Source organism: Alkalihalobacillus alcalophilus ATCC 27647 = CGMCC 1.3604 (genome assembly GCF_000292245.2).
Classification (GTDB): Bacteria; Bacillota; Bacilli; order Bacillales; family Bacillaceae_D; genus Alkalihalobacillus; species Alkalihalobacillus alcalophilus.
The window spans coordinates 36,697-55,219 of record NZ_ALPT02000024.1 but is presented as its reverse complement, the minus strand read 5'-3'; the positions used below and the strand labels follow the sequence as shown (position 1 = coordinate 55,219).

The 18,523-nt window shown below is 36.7% G+C and carries 15 protein-coding genes and 1 other annotated feature; of the genes, 8 read left to right on the top strand and 7 right to left on the bottom strand.

Translation table 11 applies throughout. The features are described from left to right. Positions 1-678: 678 nt before the first annotated feature. Positions 679-1,737, top strand: coding sequence for an undecaprenyldiphospho-muramoylpentapeptide beta-N-acetylglucosaminyltransferase (locus BALCAV_RS08505; protein WP_003323852.1), 1,059 nt, complete (start codon positions 679-681; stop codon positions 1,735-1,737). Between the two features lie 371 nt (positions 1,738-2,108). Here the strand turns inward: BALCAV_RS08505 and BALCAV_RS21130 are convergent, their stop codons facing one another. The 4 genes from BALCAV_RS21130 to BALCAV_RS23240 form a co-directional block, all read right to left on the bottom strand. Then, positions 2,109-2,318 carry a GNAT family N-acetyltransferase gene (locus BALCAV_RS21130; RefSeq protein ID WP_052044358.1) on the bottom strand — a complete coding sequence of 70 codons (210 nt, stop codon included), beginning with the start codon at positions 2,316-2,318 and terminating at the stop codon, positions 2,109-2,111. Continuing rightward, positions 2,305-2,865, bottom strand: a complete 561-nt coding sequence (locus tag BALCAV_RS08500) for a DUF5613 domain-containing protein (protein ID WP_052044357.1) — start codon at positions 2,863-2,865, stop codon at positions 2,305-2,307. Before BALCAV_RS08500 ends, BALCAV_RS21130 begins: the two co-directional genes overlap by 14 nt. Before the next feature lie 18 nt (positions 2,866-2,883). Continuing rightward, entirely contained in the window at positions 2,884-4,755 is a 1,872-nt protein-coding gene (gene abc-f, locus BALCAV_RS08495; RefSeq protein ID WP_003323854.1) for a ribosomal protection-like ABC-F family protein, read from the bottom strand. 210 nt (positions 4,756-4,965) lie between these two features. After that, entirely contained in the window at positions 4,966-5,085 is a 120-nt protein-coding gene (locus BALCAV_RS23240) for an RAxF-45 family protein (protein ID WP_326938300.1), read from the bottom strand. Positions 5,086-5,205: 120 nt separating this feature from the next. On the opposite strand from BALCAV_RS23240, the gene BALCAV_RS08490 reads away from it, so the two are divergent. From BALCAV_RS08490 to BALCAV_RS08470, 5 genes are all read left to right on the top strand, one after another. Beyond that, positions 5,206-5,742, top strand: a complete 537-nt coding sequence (locus tag BALCAV_RS08490) for a GNAT family N-acetyltransferase (RefSeq protein WP_003323855.1) — start codon at positions 5,206-5,208, stop codon at positions 5,740-5,742. Between the two features lie 1,212 nt (positions 5,743-6,954). Then, positions 6,955-7,202: a binding site (T-box leader), on the top strand. Between the two features lie 62 nt (positions 7,203-7,264). Further along, a complete protein-coding gene (locus BALCAV_RS08485; protein WP_003322207.1) occupies positions 7,265-8,953 on the top strand; it encodes a 2-isopropylmalate synthase in 1,689 nt (562 codons plus the stop codon). A gap of 461 nt (positions 8,954-9,414) precedes the next feature. Then, entirely contained in the window at positions 9,415-10,398 is a 984-nt protein-coding gene (trhO, locus tag BALCAV_RS08480) for an oxygen-dependent tRNA uridine(34) hydroxylase TrhO (RefSeq protein WP_003322205.1), read from the top strand. Positions 10,399-10,822: 424 nt separating this feature from the next. After that, on the top strand, positions 10,823-12,634 hold the full coding sequence (locus tag BALCAV_RS08475) for a sensor domain-containing protein (RefSeq protein WP_003322204.1): 1,812 nt from the start codon (positions 10,823-10,825) through the stop codon (positions 12,632-12,634). A gap of 144 nt (positions 12,635-12,778) precedes the next feature. Beyond that, the gene (locus tag BALCAV_RS08470) at positions 12,779-13,504 is read left to right on the top strand and encodes a GntR family transcriptional regulator (RefSeq protein WP_003322203.1); all 726 of its coding nucleotides are present in this window, start codon (positions 12,779-12,781) and stop codon (positions 13,502-13,504) included. A 75-nt stretch (positions 13,505-13,579) separates the two neighbouring features. Here BALCAV_RS08470 and BALCAV_RS08465 read toward each other — a convergent pair whose 3' ends face one another. The 3 genes from BALCAV_RS08465 to nagA are packed head-to-tail and all read right to left on the bottom strand — an operon-like array spanning position 13,580 to position 16,251. Beyond that, on the bottom strand, positions 13,580-14,311 hold the full coding sequence (locus BALCAV_RS08465) for a sugar isomerase domain-containing protein (protein WP_003322202.1): 732 nt from the start codon (positions 14,309-14,311) through the stop codon (positions 13,580-13,582). A 13-nt stretch (positions 14,312-14,324) separates the two neighbouring features. Next, positions 14,325-15,065 carry a glucosamine-6-phosphate deaminase gene (gene nagB, locus BALCAV_RS08460; RefSeq protein WP_003322201.1) on the bottom strand — a complete coding sequence of 247 codons (741 nt, stop codon included), beginning with the start codon at positions 15,063-15,065 and terminating at the stop codon, positions 14,325-14,327. Further along, entirely contained in the window at positions 15,052-16,251 is a 1,200-nt protein-coding gene (gene nagA / locus BALCAV_RS08455) for an N-acetylglucosamine-6-phosphate deacetylase (protein WP_003322200.1), read from the bottom strand. The genes nagB and nagA overlap by 14 nt, the downstream gene beginning before the upstream one ends. 804 nt (positions 16,252-17,055) lie before the next feature. Here nagA and BALCAV_RS08450 point away from each other — a divergent pair. Together BALCAV_RS08450 and chbG are read left to right on the top strand one after the other, a co-directional pair. Next, on the top strand, positions 17,056-17,784 hold the full coding sequence (locus BALCAV_RS08450; protein WP_003322199.1) for a GntR family transcriptional regulator: 729 nt from the start codon (positions 17,056-17,058) through the stop codon (positions 17,782-17,784). Between the two features lie 20 nt (positions 17,785-17,804). Continuing rightward, positions 17,805-18,521, top strand: a complete 717-nt coding sequence (gene chbG, locus BALCAV_RS08445; protein ID WP_003322197.1) for a chitin disaccharide deacetylase — start codon at positions 17,805-17,807, stop codon at positions 18,519-18,521. The last annotated feature ends 2 nt before the right edge of the window (positions 18,522-18,523 follow it).

Sequence of the window (18,523 nt, the reverse complement as noted above, 5' to 3'; positions counted from 1 at the left end):
CAGAAAGCGAGAAAAAATACAGGACAGACTAAAAAGTCGCTTTTTGACTTTATAGGCGGGCCGATTTTTCTCGAGCTTCTAACGGACGTAGCTAGATTAACCAAAAAGCGAAGTTCGTTTGGTCAGAAGCGAGAAAAAATACAGGGCAGACTAAAAAGTCGCTTTTTGACTTTATAGGCGGGCCGATTTTTCTCGAGCTTCTAACGGACGTAGCTAGATTAACCAAAAAGCGAAGTACCAGGCTCTCCATTATTTTACATGATGTCTTCACCCTGTGTACAATGATAAGTCAGATATTTCAGAACTTTTTTTGTGAGATTATTATTTTTCGATAGAATTAAAAGGGAGGGAGAGAAAGATAGAATGATAATTAGAGTAGAGTTGGTAAATAAAGAGGCTTTTTATTTTTAAAAATAAAGGTGAAAAGTCTTTTAAAGGAGAAAGTAGGGAAGAGCTGAATGAATTACAAAAGGATTTGAGTACAGCATTTCCATAAATATAATAAAATTGTTAACAAACAATCTTAGCAAGGTAATTGTTTAGTGATACAATACATACAGAATTACAATTACTTTCATGTAAACGACAGACATGGGCTGAAGTGATATTAGTAAGTGATTTCATTGCCTAAAATTCTTATTATAATTATATTGATATTAGTTTAACCTAGGAGGAATTATGAAAAAGATCGTTTTTACAGGTGGGGGAACAGCAGGACATGTGACGCCAAACTTAGCTATTATAAATGAAATACGAGGTGGAGATTTTCAAATTGATTATATTGGCTCTAGAAATGGAATTGAAAAGGAGCTTGCGGAAAAAGCAGGAATTTCTTATCATTCGATCAGTAGTGGGAAGCTAAGGCGATATATTGATTTTGAAAATGTGAAGGATATTTTTCGCGTGATGAAAGGGTGCGTGGATGCAAGACGCGTTTTAAAGAAACTTAAGCCAGATTTAGTTTTTTCAAAGGGTGGCTTTGTTTCAGTGCCTGTTATTGTTGCAGCTTCTACGTTGAAAATTCCGATTTATATTCATGAAAGTGATTTAACACCGGGGCTTGCAAATAAAATCTCACAGCGATTTGCGACGAAAATTTTTACGTCATTCGACGAGACGAAAAAATATTTGCCTGAAGCGAAAACGGAAGCGATTGGCTCGCCGATTCGGAAAGAGATATTAAGCGGTTCTCGGGAAAGAGGAAGAAAGTGGCTTGAGTTTCATAGTCAGCTTCCAGTACTTTTAATTATGGGTGGTAGTCTTGGAGCGAGAAAGATTAACGAAGCGGTCCGTGACAACATTGACGAGTTAACTAAACGCTATCAAATTGTTCATTTATGTGGGAAAAATAATTTGGATGAGAGTCTGTTGAATAAATCTGGTTACAAACAATTTGAATATGTTCATGAGGAATTAGCCGATATTTTAGCGACAACCGATTTGGTAATTACGCGAGGAGGCTCTAACGCGATCTTTGAATTTTTAGCTTTAGAAATTCCAATGGTCATTATTCCATTAAGTAAGGCCCAAAGTCGGGGAGATCAAATATTAAATGCTAAGTCATTCCAATCAAAAGGCTATTCATTAACATTGGAAGAAGAAGACTTAACGAAGGAATCTTTACTTGAGCATTTAGAGATGATTAGCCAAAAAGAAATGCTCATGAAAGAAAAAATGCGTTCAGGCAATCAAACCGATGCACTGCAAAAACTTGTTGATGAAATCAGGGCAATTTAATTTGATGCAATAATAAAAGTAGAGGAGCTGTTCCGTAAGGGTTTTAAACAACCTTATGGAATGGCTCTTTTTTATACGTTTAGACTAAAGTTGGATAGGTAATGAAAATCGAAGTGGCGAGGAATTACATTGCGAATACGGGATAATAAGTAATGAAAACCCAAGCAGAGCGAAATTACATTACGAATACCGGATAATAAGTAATGAAAAGCTAAGCAGAGCGAAATTACATTACGAATAAAGGATAATAGGTAATGAAAATCCGAGTGGTGAGAAATTAGAGTGCGAAAAAAAGATAAATAGTAATGGACCTAATAAAAAATTCCTAAAAGCTCCGTTAAGAGCTTTTAGGATAGCTTTTGTGCCTGTTTTTACTTACCCCATGTTTTCAAAACTTCATACATAAAACTTAAATATTGGTAGCCTTGTTTTTGATACATTTCACGTGGAGTATCATCTCCATCGGCAATAAGGATTACCGTCTTATCAGGAAATTCGTTCATGACGGCTTTTTGCAATTGACGCCCAATTCCTCTTTTTTGATAGTTGTCATCAACATGAAGATTGTCAATTTCGATCACGTTTTCCGTTTGAATCGCATTGAGAACCCCCCACTGGTTTGCTCTCAAAATAGGCAAGGTAAAATGAAAAATCCACCTGATTCCATTGTTCTTTCAACACTTGATTTTTCCTAGTAGCAAATTCGTTTCCATATTCAGAATTAAAACGGTGATGTAAAGTTAGAAAATCTTCTAAGTTATACTCGTTGACTTGTTCAACGGTAACGCTTTTGGCAGGGGGACCTCCAGCGAAATCGTCTGCCCTTATTTTATAGAGTTCCATTTTAGCAAATGAATAGGCCGATTGCTGCAAATACTCATTGATCTCACTTGGAAGAACTGCATTTTCTGGAAAGAAAAATTTGACATGCTCTTGGTTATTTTTCTGGTGGAACTTTTTTAAATATCTTTCCGCCATGATAAATTGTTCCAGTGATGGCATTACTTTAAACTCAACAAAATTGGCATCATACATGATTTTAACCTTCGCAAAGTGGGAATGCGAAAATAAATCATTTTCAAAAATAATATCACCTAATTCAAATGTATCTTTAAAAGTTATTTTCATTGTTTTCTCCTTATCTTATTATTGAATTTCTTCAACTAATTGCTCCCATTTTAACTCTAATTGTTCTTTCTTTTGATAAAGCTCTTGTAAAGTGGCAAGGTCTACTTCCATTTGAAGTTGTTCATCTAAGGCTGCGATTTGTTCTTCAAGTAAAAAAACCTCTTTTTCGAAATCAAATGTTTTCGACTTCTCTCTCTTTGGCCTGACCTGTATATCCTCCTTAGTTGGTTGTTCTTTCTTTGATACATGCTTCTCTTGCTGTAAACGAATTTCTGTGATCTTTTGTTTGGCCCATTCGTAATCACCGTTAAATGAATAGAGGCTTTTGTTTTCAAGCCAATAAATCTTTGTAAAAAGCTTATTGAGGAAGTAACGATCGTGTGAAACAGCTAAAATGGTACCGTTGTAATTTTCTAAGGTGTCCTCTAATACTTCGCGTGATTCGATATCAAGATGATTCGTCGGTTCATCTAATACAAATAAATTCACATTTTGTTGCATTAAAATTGCGAGTCTGAGTCGCATTTTTTCCCCACCACTTAGGGAGGAAACTTGGTTGAAAACACGATGACCGTAAAAGAGAAATTGGGCTAGAATTTGGCGAGCTTCTCCTTCTGTTAGCATGACATGTTCCCGAAACTCTTCAATCACTGTTCTTTTTGTTTGTTCGGAATAGAGCTTTTGCGAAAGGTAGCCAATTTTTATGTTACTTCCTCGTTTTATTTCGCCAGCATCAACTGTTTCCTGCCCGAGAATTAGCTTAAGGAAGGTCGATTTACCTGTGCCGTTTTCTCCGATAAGAGCAACTCGTTCTTGGTATTGGACATGCATATTGACATCAGAAAATAGCTCGCGTCCATCATAGCCTTTTCTTAAATCTTTTATCGACAAAACATCTTTGCCACTGCGATGAGCGGTCTGAAAGTCAAGGTTCATTTTTTTATGGTTTAATGTTGGGCGATTTAATTTTTCGATTCTTTCTAAAGCTCTTTCCATATTTCTGGCCCGTTTGTGTAATCCTTCATTGGGCGGATTCGCCTGATTGGCCCATTCGCGTAGCCTTTTAATCGCTTCTTTCATTTTTTTGATTTTCTTTTGTTGCTCCTGATAAGCTTGGAATTCTTTTAATAATCGCTCTTCTTTTTCCTTCACAAATCCACTGTAGTTCGTCAAATAATTGTGAAGCTCACCATCTTCTAAATCGATAATTCTCTCAACCGTTTCATCTAAAAAGTAACGGTCATGCGAAATGACCATAAAGGTGCCTGGATAGTTTTGTAAAAATTGTGTAAGCCACTCAATCGCATTTAAATCCAAATGATTTGTCGGCTCATCAAGCAAAAGTAAGTCGGGTTTCCTTAATAAAGCTCTTGCTAATTCGATCTTCGTTTGTTCCCCACCACTAAGGTTTGAGAAGGGGTGGTCAAGTAAGTGGGAAGCTTTTAATCCTGCAGCAACCTGCTCGATATTTGCTTCAATTTTATAACCACCTAAATGGGAAAACTGTTCCTGAAGCTCCCCGTATTCATGCATGAACTTCTCTAAATCTTTACCAGATTGATGAGGCATTTCAGTTTCTAATTTCCGTATTTTCTTTTCCATTTGAATTAGGGTAGAAAAGGCTGTCAATAAAAAATCTCGGGCAGTACCAGCAAATATAGTCGTTTGTCCTTGCGATAAATAGCCGACTTGCCTGTTCTTTTGGACATGGATTTGACCATTATCACTTGTTTCAGCCTTGGCGATGATTTTCATTAGTGTACTTTTCCCACTGCCATTTCGACCAACAAGTCCAATTTTTTCGCCTGTTTTGATTTCAAAAGAAAGCTGTTCGAAAATCGTGTGGCCCCCGTAATCTTTTGTAATATCTTTAATCTGACATAATATCATTTTAATTCCTCCTAGTTTGAAGTCCGTTTGTTAAAAGAAGTTGCCGTTTGATTGACTCTCTAAGTAAAAATAAACACAAAAAGACGATCGAGAAATGAACCTCGACCGCCTAATAAAAATAGAAATAAAAAAGAAGAGCCATATAGCCCTTCCCATAATAATTCCTATCCATATGATGGGTAAAAAGGTGTTTTCGCTGAGTGTGTATAGCTATTTAGTTGCTAAAAAGGACAGATCTCTCCCGTCCACAACTAAAACAGCAAATTTGGCACGACAAACGAGCATAAATTTTGTCATTCCATCATGCACACAAACAGCTTGATTACACATTTTTCCCACCTCCGTTCCTAATTAGATATTTTCATTATAAAAAAAATCAAAGAAAAGTTCAAGTTTTCAATTAATTTTAGTGTTAAGATTGTGGTAAAAAATAGTCGAGAGGAAATTCTAATGGTTCAATTATCTTATTTTCAAAAAAGAGATTATCAGAGGTTAATCGATTGGATTCCATCTGAGGCATTTCTAATTCAATGGAGTGGCTCCCAATTTTTGTACCCTTTAACAGAAGAACAGCTACAGGATTATTGCACAGGGGCAAATTCAACAAGTGCGACCACATACATATATAACGTTCATTCAAAATTAAGTGGAGAAGTAATCGGGCATATTTCTTTAGGGCGGGTTAACCGGAGGAATCGTTCAGCAAGAATCGGGAAGGTGTTCATTGCTCCGGAATATAGAGGACTTGGTTTAAGTACTGATTTAATAAAAGCAATTCTAGAGGTTGCTTTTGTTGAATTAGCTCTTCACCGGGTTGAGCTCGGGGTTTTTGATTTTAATAAACGAGCGCTGGCGGTTTATGAAAAAGTAGGCTTTAAAAAAGAAGGATTAAAACGTGAATGTCAGCTCGTTGATCAGGAGTTTTGGAGTCTATGGGAAATGGCGATTTTAGAGCGAGAATGGCAGGAGAGTAGAAGGAAAGAATAACTTATTATATTAGTGAGGCATTATGATGAGGCTCACAAATCGATGGATGTACGTTGCAAATCTCATTTTAACTAACTCAACTTTCGCAGCGTTTGATTGCCTCTTAACCGTTGCTAGAGATTGACTTTAGGGCGATACAATACTCAAATTGACTTTACATGAACGGTTCAATCGTTGACAGTCTGAACACATCTCTTCGTAGGCTGTTGAAGGAAACTGTTCACTAAAATGAAGCACTTCGGCTGTCGCGAACAATGTGATTAACTCTTCCTTCCTATTGAAAAAAAATGTAAACAGTCAACCCTTTGCTTAAATACGTTATGTTCATAAACGAACAAACCAATCTCACGTTATCTGTGCATCAAGAAATAAATAATAGGCCCTCCGGCGGTCGCTCCCAAACAGACACTCCGCTCCTTGCCGAGAACCTCATGAGCCTCCTCAGCGTTTCACGCTTGCGGGGTCTCATTGGACGGTTTATTCCTGCGGGAGTCTCCGTGTCTGTTTGTCCGCTAGATAATGGAATCGAATCTAGGTTCGGTTTTCTCATGGAATAAAAAAACAGACAATACTTCAAAATACAGTAGCTTGAGAATGATTTTTCTCCTTCCATGACTCATTCCGTTACAGTTGTAAACAAATCCGTGTTGATGCTCTGTACGTTAGCTAGACTAGCGAGCTTGTTTCGATTGGAATCCTGCCTTTTCATAACTAACAAAGTGAAGAAGAAGGTCCTCCTGCGTTAGAAATAGCTAATTGAGAATGGCGATATCATCAAACCTCTCCACCACACTTAGCGGACAAAACGATACGGAGACTCCCGCGGGAATAAACCGTGGAGCGAGACCCCGCAAGGCTTGCCGAGGAGGCTCGCCAGGTTCCCGCAGGACGCGGAGTATGGTTTTGGGAGCGACAGCCGGAGGGTCTATAAAATTTTCTTAATGCACAGTTTATCCGTTTGGTGTGATAGTGCGTTCTCGCTTTTCAAACGTGTCAAGGGCATTTGTTTAAGAGCTTCCCTTTCGCTCTGCCAACTCGTTAAACGGATTTTCTCGATGCGAAAGTTGAGTAACTAATATGATGTCGATAAAATAATGGTCTAAAAAGTTTTTTAAAATAATATAATAGAAAAATATTATTAGAATTTTTGAAAACTTCTCCATTCGGTATTGAATCTTCTGAAAATCTATAGTACACTATTCAAAATATTTCATAAATACATGGAAGAGGAATAGTAAGGATTATAAACGTCAAGAGAGCTGTTGGTTGGTGCAAAACAGTCGTCATTAATTCTGAACTCGCCTTGAAGTAGCTTCACTGAACAATGAGTAAGTGAAGACGGAACCTAACCGTTAATATAGGAGGTAAGGGGAGAGCTCCCTTTATCTAACCAAGTGCACACGTTATTTGTGTGAATGAGAGTGGTACCGCGTAGGATGTCAAAGTCTTTCGTCTCTTTATGTAGAGACGGAAGGCTTTTTAATTTTAAAAAATATAAAAATTTTTAAGGGAGTGTTTGAACATGAAGAATGTGAGTAAATACGAAAGGGGATATTTTACTCCTCCTGTCAAAAGTACAAAATGGATGGAAAAAGAGTATATTGATGCACCACCTACTTGGTGTAGTGTCGACTTACGTGATGGGAATCAGGCATTGATCATTCCGATGAGTCTTGAAGAAAAATTAGAATACTTCCAGCTTCTTGTAGATGTTGGTTTTAAAGAAATTGAGGTTGGATTCCCAGCGGCATCTGAAACGGAATACGCTTTTTTAAGAGCGTTAATTGAACAAAACTTAATTCCAGATGATGTCACGATTCAGGTGTTGACTCAATCACGTGATCATATTATTGAAAAAACATTTGAAGCTTTACGTGGAGCGAAAAAAGCGGTGGTTCATTTATATAATTCTACATCTGTTGCACAAAGGGAGCAGGTGTTTAGAAAAACAGAGGAAGAAATTATTAAAATCGCTGTATCTGGTGCAAAGCTGGTCCAAAAATATGCAGAGAAAACAGAGGGAAATTTCCAATTTCAATATTCACCTGAAAGTTTCACGGGAACGGAGATGGAGTTTGCTTTAGAAATTTGCAATCGAGTCCTTGATGTGTGGCAACCGTCTGAAAATAATAAAGTAATCATTAATCTTCCAGCAACTGTTTCAATGTCGATGCCCCATGTGTACGCGAGTCAAATTGAATATATGATCGATCATCTTCACTATAGTGATAATGTCATCGTATCATTGCATCCTCACAATGATCGTGGCACAGGTGTTGCCGATGCAGAGTTAGGGATGCTTGCTGGAGCAAAGAGAGTGGAAGGGACTTTGTTTGGTAATGGCGAGAGAACAGGGAATGTTGATATTGTTACACTGGCCCTTAACATGTACTCACACGGTATAGATCCAAAGCTTAACTTTGAGAAACTTCCTGAAATTAAAAAGATATATGAACGCTTAACGAGAATGCAAGTTTCGCAAAGACATCCATACGGAGGGGAGCTTGTTTTTACCGCTTTTTCAGGATCACACCAGGATGCGATAGCAAAAGGAATGAACTATAAAGAAGAGAAACCAGAATCAAAATGGAGTGTCCCATATTTATTAATCGATCCAAAGGATATTGGACGAGAATATGAAGGGGACATTATCCGAATAAACAGTCAGTCGGGAAAAGGTGGAATTGGTTATATTCTGAAACAACATTATGGATTAGAGTTACCACTCGAAATGCGTGAGAGCTTTGGATATGCGGTAAAAGATGTTTCAGATAAAAATCACCAAGAATTACAGCCAGCCCAAATTCATGATATTTTTACTGAAAATTATGTTAATATCTCAAGCCCAATTGAATTTCTTGGTTATAAGTTTATGAATTTCGATGACTATAAAACGATTGTCCATGTGCGGGAAAATGGTGTTGACCGAGTATTAGAAGCAACCGGGAATGGCCGTCTTGATGCGATTAGCCAAGCTTTACAAGCCCATTTAGGCATCGAATATACAAATTTAATCTATAAAGAACATGCACTAGAATCAGGATCAGAATCTCGAGCGGTATCCTATGTTGGCGTCACAGCCAAAGACAATCAAGTGTATTGGGGCTGTGGGATTGACCCAGATATCATGACATCTTCTGTCAAAGCATTATTTAGTTCTGTTAATAAAATCGTTAAGGTGATAGGGAAGACTGAAATGCAGAATAGCTAAAGGTTAAATAGAAGGGCATTAGTGAGGGGGAGTGTTGGGGAAGGCAAAACAAAATATATAAAAGAGAAAGCGATGAATTAAGTAGAATGATTCATCGCTTTTTCTGTGTATAACATTAGCAGTAAAGTTATTTAAGCTTGTCCATATTGGATGGGAGGGCCAAGTCGTAAGGAAGCGTATAAGGCATATGATCTTTTTTAATAAAAAGTAAACGTATGTTAGCGAAAAATTGGAAATCAATTTGATGAGGACTCAAGTTGATTTTTTAGACAAAGTTTGTTTAAATAGATAGGTATATTTTATACAAAAACAGAGCACCAATCTGCGCTTGGATGCGATGTTGGCTTAAATTTTTTGGCAAGGTGCTTCTATTGGCGCCTTATTTGTACGTCATAGTGCAAAGAGAAGTAGAAAAAAAGGCAGAGAAAATAACATGATGATTTTCAGTAGGAGGAAAAGCAATGAGTGACAAACCGATTCGTGTATTATTGTATTATTTTTATACAAATATCGAAAATGCAGAACAATATGCTGCAGAGCACTTGAAATTTTGTAAAGACTTAGGATTAAAAGGGCGTGTTCTAGTAGCGGATGAGGGGATAAATGGAACGGTATCTGGTACGGTTGAGCAAACAGATGCTTATAAAGCGTACTTAGAAAATGATCCACGTTTCAGTGGAATTGTGTTTAAAGTGGATGAAGAAGAAGAACATGCCTTTAAGAAAATGCATGTTCGTTATCGTCCAGAATTAGTAACGCTTCGTTTAGAAGACGACGTGGATCCGTTAAAATTAACAGGTAAGTATTTAAGTCCAACTGAATTTTATGATGCCATGCAAGAAGAGGATACGGTTGTGATTGATGCACGTAATGACTATGAATATGATTTAGGTCACTTCCGTGGAGCCGTACGTCCTGAAATTCGTACATTTAAAGAACTTCCAGACTGGATTCAAGAGAATAAGGAGCAATTTGAAGGAAAGAAAATTTTGACATATTGTACGGGCGGTGTACGTTGTGAAAAGTTTTCTGGTTGGTTACGTAAAGTAGGATTTGAAGATGTAAGTCAGTTGCATGGTGGTATTGTGACTTATGGTAAAGATCCAGAAGTAAAAGGGAAGTTATGGGATGGACAATTATATGTATTTGACCAACGTATTAGTGTTCCTGTTAACCAGGTTGAGCATGTGATTGTAGGAAAAGACCATTTTGATGGAACGCCTTGTGAACGTTATGTTAATTGTGCAAACCCTGAGTGTAATAAACAAATCTTAATCTCGGAAGAAAATGAGCATTTTTATATGCGTGGTTGTTCAGATGAATGTCGCGAGCATCCAAGAAATCGTTACATCTCAGAGCATAATTTAAGCGAAGACGAAGTGCAAGCAAGGTTAGATAAAATTGCCCAAAAAAGAGCTGAAGAAGCTATTACTAATCAAGTATAAAGGAAAAAGACACTTTTGGAGAACTGCTCCAAAGTGTCTTTTTTTTCTACAACTCAAACCTGCTTGGGCATAATTAATTTAGTTATCGTGGATAGACAAGGCTCTATAAGTCTAAGAAGATTCTCTACCTTTTGTAACTGGGATAATTTACTAGTTACACTTAGAGAATTATCACAATAGAGGAATGTATTCAAGCAGTTTAGCCAATATTAGTCTTTTTTTAGAATCTATTAATATGGATTGAAGGCTATAATAGTAAGGGTTTTATATTCGGAATGGTCTTAAGAGCTTTTATATAATTATTCTGGAACTTTATTCAACTATAATACGAAAAAATAGTAAAAATATAGTGTGGATAAAGTCCTATTATGGTATCTTAAAAGTAAAGTAGAATTTTTATGAAAATTGACGAATAGGTGATGGTATGGAGTACTTTGAACATATATTTGACAATCATAATATCTATATTGTATGGATGTCCTATTTGTTCCCTTTAGATAATACTTTATGGATGAGCTATTCTATTTTTTTAGAACCAGTTCAATTAACGGTAATTATTTGTGCGATTATGGTTCTCCTTTTGACACTGTCTCTAAAGTTTTTCTTTGTTCCAAGAGCAAAAAAGCAAATGGAATATTTGCATGGACAATTATTGAATTCATTTGAGCACGGAATTGTTATTACAACTGAAAGAGGCAAATTAGTTGAGTCAAATACGGCATTTCGAAATATTTTAAAAGAGGTCGGACTACCTGCCATTTCTGATTTGAAAGAGTTAGGACCGGAATTTAATCAAATTAAAGTAAAACCTCCATTTGAGTTTAATTTAAAATCAATTCATGAAAAAGAAAAGAGCTTTGAAGTTTCAAAACAGATTCTTGAAAATGATAAGAAGCAGTCTTATTTATGGCTATTTCGAGATGTGACGGTTACTAAAAAAATTGAGTCGGAAATACGTTATATGGCTTTTCATGATAATTTGACCAAATTGCCGAACCGCCATTTTATTGATAAAAAAATTAATGAAGCGATCCGCCATAATCGAAAAACAGCATGTCTTTTTTTAGATATTGAACGGTTAAAATTCACGAATGATTCACTAGGTCACCTGGCAGGGGATCAATTGTTAATTCAGCTTTCTGAGCGGTTTAAGAAGGTAGTAACAGAAGGGGACATTGTAGGTCGAATAGGCGGTGATGAGTTTGTCATCATTGTTTTTGATGAACGAGTTAAAGAGATTGAACAGATAGCTTCTGAGTGTATTCAGCAAGTAAAGGTTCCTTTTGTGGTGGCTAATCAAAGAGTCAGAGTGACCTTAAGTGGTGGAATCAGCTTTTTTCCTGATGATGTGACGTCTGCGGATGAACTAATTCGGGTTGCTGATTGTGCAATGTATGATGCAAAAAAAGCTGGAAAGAATCAAATCTTGGTTTTTAATTCAGGGATCGAAAAGAAGGTACGTCGTAGGCTTTTAATGGAAGAGCTTTTGCATTCGGCTCTTGAAGCTAATGAATTTTATCTCGTGTACCAAACAAAAATAGACTTAAATACGGAAAAAATAACAGGTACGGAGGCTTTGTTAAGATGGAAAAGTTGTGAATTTGGCAACGTCTCACCAGCAGAATTTATCCCAATTGTTGAAGAAGTTGGTTTAATCTCTGATTTAGGTGATTGGGTGCTAAAAGAAGCTTGTCTACAGTGGGTAGAATGGAATAAAATGAAATTCCATCCCGTCTTAATGGCGGTTAATATTTCACCTATCCAATTTACCCAGGAATCATTTGTTAGTGAAGTGGAGCGGATTATTAACGAGACAGGTATTGATCCGAATTATTTAGAATTAGAAATAACAGAGTCATCATCAATTGCCTATACAGAAGCGACAATTGAAAGGTTTACTACACTCAAGAAGATGGGAGTAAAAATCGCACTCGATGATTTTGGGACTGGTTATTCGTCCTTCCAACATTTAAATGAGCTCCCATTAGAAATGCTTAAAATTGATCGTTCTTTTTTACAAAATTTATTAGGGAATAAATCTCAAGAAGCGATTGTTCGCTCAATGATCCAACTCGGCCATAATATGAATTTAAGAGTTCTAATGGAAGGGGTAGAGGAGCAAGAGCAAGTAGATTGGTTAAGAGGTGAAGGGTGTGATTGGGTGCAAGGTTTTTTATTTAGTAAACCGGAAAAGCCAGACATTGTCACCCAAAAATTAAAATTATCAGCTAGTTAACAAACGAGAAGTCTCTCAATTAGGAGGCTTTTTTTCTTGTATAGCCTTTTGTAATCAGAAGTTCAAGTCATTTGTTGACGGCACTAGTGCGTTTTATAGTATAATGGTATATACCAGTTTAATAATTGAAAGGAGTTCGTTTTTTTGATAGATAAGTCTTCGCCATTGCCGATATATTATCAGATTGAAGAGCAGATAAAGCAACAAATTGTTAGTGGAATATTAGAGCCTGGGGATATGTTACGGTCTGAACGTGAATATGCTGAGTATTACCAGGTGAGTCGGATGACTGTAAGGCAAGCGATCAATAACTTGGTCGCTTTAGGTTTAATTTATAAGAAGAAAGGCAGTGGCACATTTGTTCAAGAACAAAAAATTGAACAAGCATTACATGGGTTAACTAGCTTTACGGAAGATATGAAAACACGCGGGTTAGAGCCAAGCAGTCATCTTATCGATTTTAAAATTGTACCGGCAAGTCAGGGGATTGCTACAGAACTTAAAATTAAAGAGCACACTCCCGTATACGAGATTAAACGAATTCGACTTGGAGACGATGTTCCAATTGCGATAGAGACAAATATTATTCCAGCTAATCTTGTTTTAGGTTTAACCGAAGAGATTGTGATCAATTCACTTTACAATTATATTGAAAATAAGCTCCATTTACGGATTGGAAATGCAACCCAAATTATTGAATCAGCTACAGCGAATAAAACAGAAGCGGAGCTATTAGAAATTGAAAAACAAAGCCCGATTTTACTTATCGAGCGGAAAACTTATTTAACGGATGGAACGCCACTTGAAATCGTCAAGTCAAGCTATAGGGGCGACCGTTATAAATTTATGATTAATATTAACCGGACTTAAAAAGAAAAGCTGCTCTGGCACGGAATGAATCATTCGTGTGTCAGAGCAGCTTTTTTTCTTTTCGATAGACGAATTCTATAATTTATCAATAAGGGGTTTGTACTTATTTAATAAGGTTTGATTATGCTCAGTTCCACCATCGACATTTCCGCTTTTAAAGACGGGTGGGGTCTGGCCGTTTTCGATGAGAATGTTTGTTGTTTCCACGACCAAACTATTCATAATCGCCATACCTGTTATTGATGAACCGGGTCCAACTTGAATGTTTTCATCAGCAAATGAAATAAGGGCATCGCCAACTTCGATATGGTTGTTGATAACCGTATCGACTGCTTCTGATAAATGAAGACCAGACGCGTGGCGTGAATCTTGGTTACCTTTGTAATGAAGGGAAGTGATTCCTACCACATGTGTGCCTTGTTCTTTTCCATAAAGCGCAACATCGATTGGGACAGGGTTTCGACCAGATGTCGAGGCGACAATTAATAAGTCATTTTTAGAAAGGTTAATTTCAGATAAAAAGCTCTTAGCAAATGTCGGGTGTTTCTCTAGTTCAGATGAACGCGAAGCTCCTCGATGTAGCATCAAATCTTCAATTAAAATAGGATTAATTGGAACGAGGCCGCCAGCACGATAGAAAACCTCTTCACCGAGCATATGGGAATGACCACAGCCGAAAACATAAATAATCCCATCGTTTGTTAAAGAATGAGCGATTCGTTTGGAGACTTCAGAAATAACATTGCTCTCTTCTTGTTCGATTTTTTCTAAAAGGTGATGAATCGTTTTTAAATATTGTTGAAACAAATAAATCGCTCCTTTAAGCTGATGTTACGGAAATATTTTTTAAAGCATCTCGATCAGCGATAATCGTTACGTTAGGATGTTTTTGTAAAATAGAAGCAGGGAAACTTTCGTCCACTTCATTATGCAATAATTGATAAAGGGCATCCGCCTTTTTTTCTCCAGATGCGAGTAAAATGATTTTTTTTGCTTGCATAATGGTTGAAATTCCCATTGTCACAGCCTTAGTCGGTACTTCATCAAGACTATTGAAATATCTCGAATTAGCGATTCGAGTTGATTCCGTTAAAGTGATAACATGTGTTTTGGAATCAAAGGAAGTGCCAGGTTCATTAAAACCAATATGACCATTTTCACCGATTCCGAGAATTTGAATGTCAATTCCTCCGTTACGGCTAATTTGCTTTTCATATTCCTCACATTCTTTAGTAGCATCCGCATTCATTCCGTTTGGAAGATGAATTTGTGACTCAGGAATGTTAATAAAGTTAAACAGTGCTTGATGCATGTAAGAGTTATAACTATTTTTATCTTCTTTTGGAAGGCCAATATATTCATCTAAATTAAAGGTTGTAACTTCTTTATACGAAGTCCCATTTTGCTTGTAGTCTTCTATAAGAAGTTGATACATTCCTTCTGGTGTTCCACCTGTAGCCATACCAAGTGTGGCATTTGGTTTTTCTTTCACTAGATTTATAAGGAAACTCGCAGCTTTCTCGCTCATTTCTTGATAATTAGTAGTCTCAACGATTTTCATTCATAACACCTCTTTTATCATAGACGATTTTACCTTCACAAATTGTTAATAGAACTTCGTAGTTTTCATCTAAAACAGTTAAGTCAGCATCTTTGCCAAGGGCAATACTGCCTTTGTGGTCAAAAATTCCGATTTGTTTGGCTGGGTTTTGACTGGCCATAATTGACGCTTCCTCTAACGTACAGCCAGAGAATTGAATCATATTTTTAACGGCATCATTCATTTTCAAAACACTACCCGCAAGTGAGCCATTTTCAAGTAAAGCTTTTCCATCAGCGTAACGAACTTGTTGCCCGCCGAGATCGTATATGCCTTCTTCTAGCCATTTGGCCCGAATAGAGTCTGTAATCAAAATGATTTTATCAGCCGATTTTGTATAATAAGTTGCTTTCACAATATCAGGATGAACATGAATGCCATCAACAATTAACTCTACAAATAATTCGGGACTCGATAACGCTGTACCTGCTACACCAGGTTCGCGGTGATGAAATCCTCTCATTCCATTGTAAAGGTGAGTGACATGAGTGGCCCCTGCATCAATCGCTTCTTTTACTTGGGTGAAAGTAGCATCTGAATGACCGATTGATGCGACAATTCCTTTATCATGCAGATAAGAGGTAAAATCAATTCCGCCCTCTTCTTCTGGTGCATAAGTAACGAGTTTGATAAGTTGCTTGGAATCCTCTAACCATTCTTGAAATTGGCTAATCGTTGGTTTTTGGATATGTTGAAGCGGTTGAGCTCCTGCCCGTGGTGCTGAAATGAATGGACCTTCTAAATGGATGCCAACAACTTTAGCCCCATCCATGTTTGATTCGGTTTGGACGGTTGCTGCGACATTTTGTAATGCCTTTTTTATATTTGTTGGATCTTGTGTAATCGTTGTTGCCAAAAAACTAGTTGTACCTTCTTTAGTAATAGTATGAGCGATTTTTTGTAAATCGATAGGTGTAGCATCCATAGTATCTGAACCGTTTGCTCCGTGGATGTGCAGATCAATAAATCCTGGTAAAACAGTTGCGTTAGCTGGAAGATTAATTTCTTTCATTTGATCGGATAATTTAGAAGAGCCTTCGGTTGAAATTGCTGTAATTTTACGATCAGTTACCGTTAATGAACCATTATGAAAAAGTCCTTCTTCCGTAATCATTTTAGCCCCTGTTAAGGTATACGAATATGTCATATGCCGAACCCCTTTCCACTTAACTTATAAGAGTAGTATAACAATTTACGGTTTAGTTGTATAGACCAATATTGTCGAATCTATGTAAAATCGATGTTTTTAGGCTGGTTAGGGTTAGAGGTATAGACATCTTCCGTTGCAAGTGCGAGAGAGTTCATAGTATGACCAAATTATGTAATAAGTATGATTTGGAATATCTCTTTTAGGACTAGGTTATCAGAGTAGAAGCATATATATGACGCGAACTTTGGAACTCAATCAATTCGAAACTCCTTGGTAAATCATGGGTTACGACGTGAAATGTGTAAAATAAGCAAGGGATTCGGTCACATATCAAGGGTACAAAAGCTTCCAATAAGAAATAAAAAACTCCCATTGTGAGTAAAATGAGAGTTCTTAATTGAAAAAATATTAGTTTGTCTCTAACACTTGTTCTACTAGTTTTTGCCCGTCCATCATACTGAAGGCGTAAGTGTCCATAATCGCCACTTTAACTGGGTAGTCTGCATTATAGTAATAATATAAAAATTCTTGCAAAAGAGGAATGGACTTTGGATGACAAGTAATAAATGTGATTCTATCTTTTAAACCTGACTATCAGTCTACTATGTATATGATAGCAAGCTTTACAACTGTCTGCTACAATCTTTGTAAATATATATACGTAATGAAAAAAGGGTTTGGAATTTGTTGTGACAATTAATTACATTCATTAAATAGGAAATATTTTAAATTGTTCTAACTTATAGGAAATATGTTACAATAAAAGGAAGAATAGATGTATGAAAAAGGAGGAAAAAGTGCTTGAAAAACGATAAATATGAAGGAAAAGCTTTACATATTCGTGTTAAGGATGAAATTAAACAAGCAATTAAAAGTGGTGAATATCGAATCAATACAAAGCTGCCGACCGAGGCTGATTTTTGTGAGCTTTTTGATGTTAGTAGAACAACGGTTAGGACGGCTCTTAATCAATTACATGTAGAAGGCTATGTGTATAAAATTCAAGGGAGTGGGACATATGTTGCCGATAATAAAGTGAAGCAATCGCTGAGTGCAACCGTTGAAAATTTTAATACACAGCTGCAGTCGCAAGGTAAAAATCCAGCGATTAAAGTGATTAATTTACTCGTTGTCCCTAGCGATGAATTCATAAGCCATTCTTTACGAATTGATAATGGCTCACCTGTCAATAAGCTTGAGAGAATTCGTTATGCGGATGAAACACCGATTCAATATGAGGTGGCTTATTTACCTTGGAACCAAACGCCAGGGTTAGATCGAGATGCGTGTGAGGACTCCCTTTATTCCTTGTTACGTAATCAATATGAATTAAAAATTAAAAAGACGGTTGAGCAAATTGAGATTATGTTAGCCGATTCTTTTATTGCTCAAATGTTAGAGATTGAGGAAGGTTCCCCTTGTTTTATGATTGAGACAGAAGCCTTTTTAGAGGGTGGTCAAATTATAGAATATTCCAAAGCCTATTTTAGAGGAGATAAAGCTAATTTTATCATAGAACGCTCTTATTAATGAGGAGTATGGAGGTATAGATGGTAGAGTTAATAGTGAATGCTGATGATTTTGGTCTATCAGAAGCTGTCAATCTTGGGATAATCGATGCTTTTCAAAATGGGATTGTTCGTTCTACTTCTTTAATGATGAACGGATGTGCTTTAGAGCATGCCTTATGTAAAAGCAAAGAAAATCGAGCTTTAAAAATAGGAGTTCATTTAACGCTCACATCTGGAAAGCCATTATTAAATACGGGAACTAGTTTAGTTGATTCAAATGGGGATTTTAAATTAACAAGTCGCTATTTAGAGCAGCCTGCTGAGGTTGAGCTTTTTGAAATAGAAAAAGAATGGTCAGCTCAAATTGAAACCTTTTGTACGTTATTTGAAAAGCCGCCTCATCATTTGGATAGTCATCACCATATTCATGGCTGGGAAAAATTAATACCGGTTGTGCAACACTTATCTGATAAGTATCAGCTACCTTTTCGAAATGTGGGCGTGATTAAGGATTTAGCTATACCAAAAAGGACCGATTTTTTTACGGATCAGTTTTATGCGGAGGGAGTGAATCCAAATTTCTTTAAAGATTTACCTGATTTATTCAAGGATTTTTCGTTAGAGGTGATGTGTCATCCTGCTTATATTGATGAGAGATTAAGACAGTTATCTTCTTATGTAGAAATGCGAGAGAAAGAGTTAGCCATTTTAAAAGAACTTCATTTGGATGAGTTGCACTATCAATTAAAAGCATAATT

Coding starts and splice junctions, on each gene's coding strand:
- BALCAV_RS08505 (WP_003323852.1), top strand. CDS start 679: ATGAAAAAGATCGTTTTTACAGGTGGGGGAACAGCAGGACATGTGACG.
- BALCAV_RS08500 (WP_052044357.1), bottom strand. CDS start 2,865: ATGAAAATAACTTTTAAAGATACATTTGAATTAGGTGATATTATTTTT.
- abc-f (WP_003323854.1), bottom strand. CDS start 4,755: ATGATATTATGTCAGATTAAAGATATTACAAAAGATTACGGGGGCCAC.
- BALCAV_RS23240 (WP_326938300.1), bottom strand. CDS start 5,085: ATGTGTAATCAAGCTGTTTGTGTGCATGATGGAATGACAAAATTTATG.
- BALCAV_RS08490 (WP_003323855.1), top strand. CDS start 5,206: ATGGTTCAATTATCTTATTTTCAAAAAAGAGATTATCAGAGGTTAATC.
- BALCAV_RS08485 (WP_003322207.1), top strand. CDS start 7,265: ATGAAGAATGTGAGTAAATACGAAAGGGGATATTTTACTCCTCCTGTC.
- trhO (WP_003322205.1), top strand. CDS start 9,415: ATGAGTGACAAACCGATTCGTGTATTATTGTATTATTTTTATACAAAT.
- BALCAV_RS08475 (WP_003322204.1), top strand. CDS start 10,823: ATGGAGTACTTTGAACATATATTTGACAATCATAATATCTATATTGTA.
- nagB (WP_003322201.1), bottom strand. CDS start 15,065: ATGAAAATCGTTGAGACTACTAATTATCAAGAAATGAGCGAGAAAGCT.
- nagA (WP_003322200.1), bottom strand. CDS start 16,251: ATGACATATTCGTATACCTTAACAGGGGCTAAAATGATTACGGAAGAA.
- chbG (WP_003322197.1), top strand. CDS start 17,805: ATGGTAGAGTTAATAGTGAATGCTGATGATTTTGGTCTATCAGAAGCT.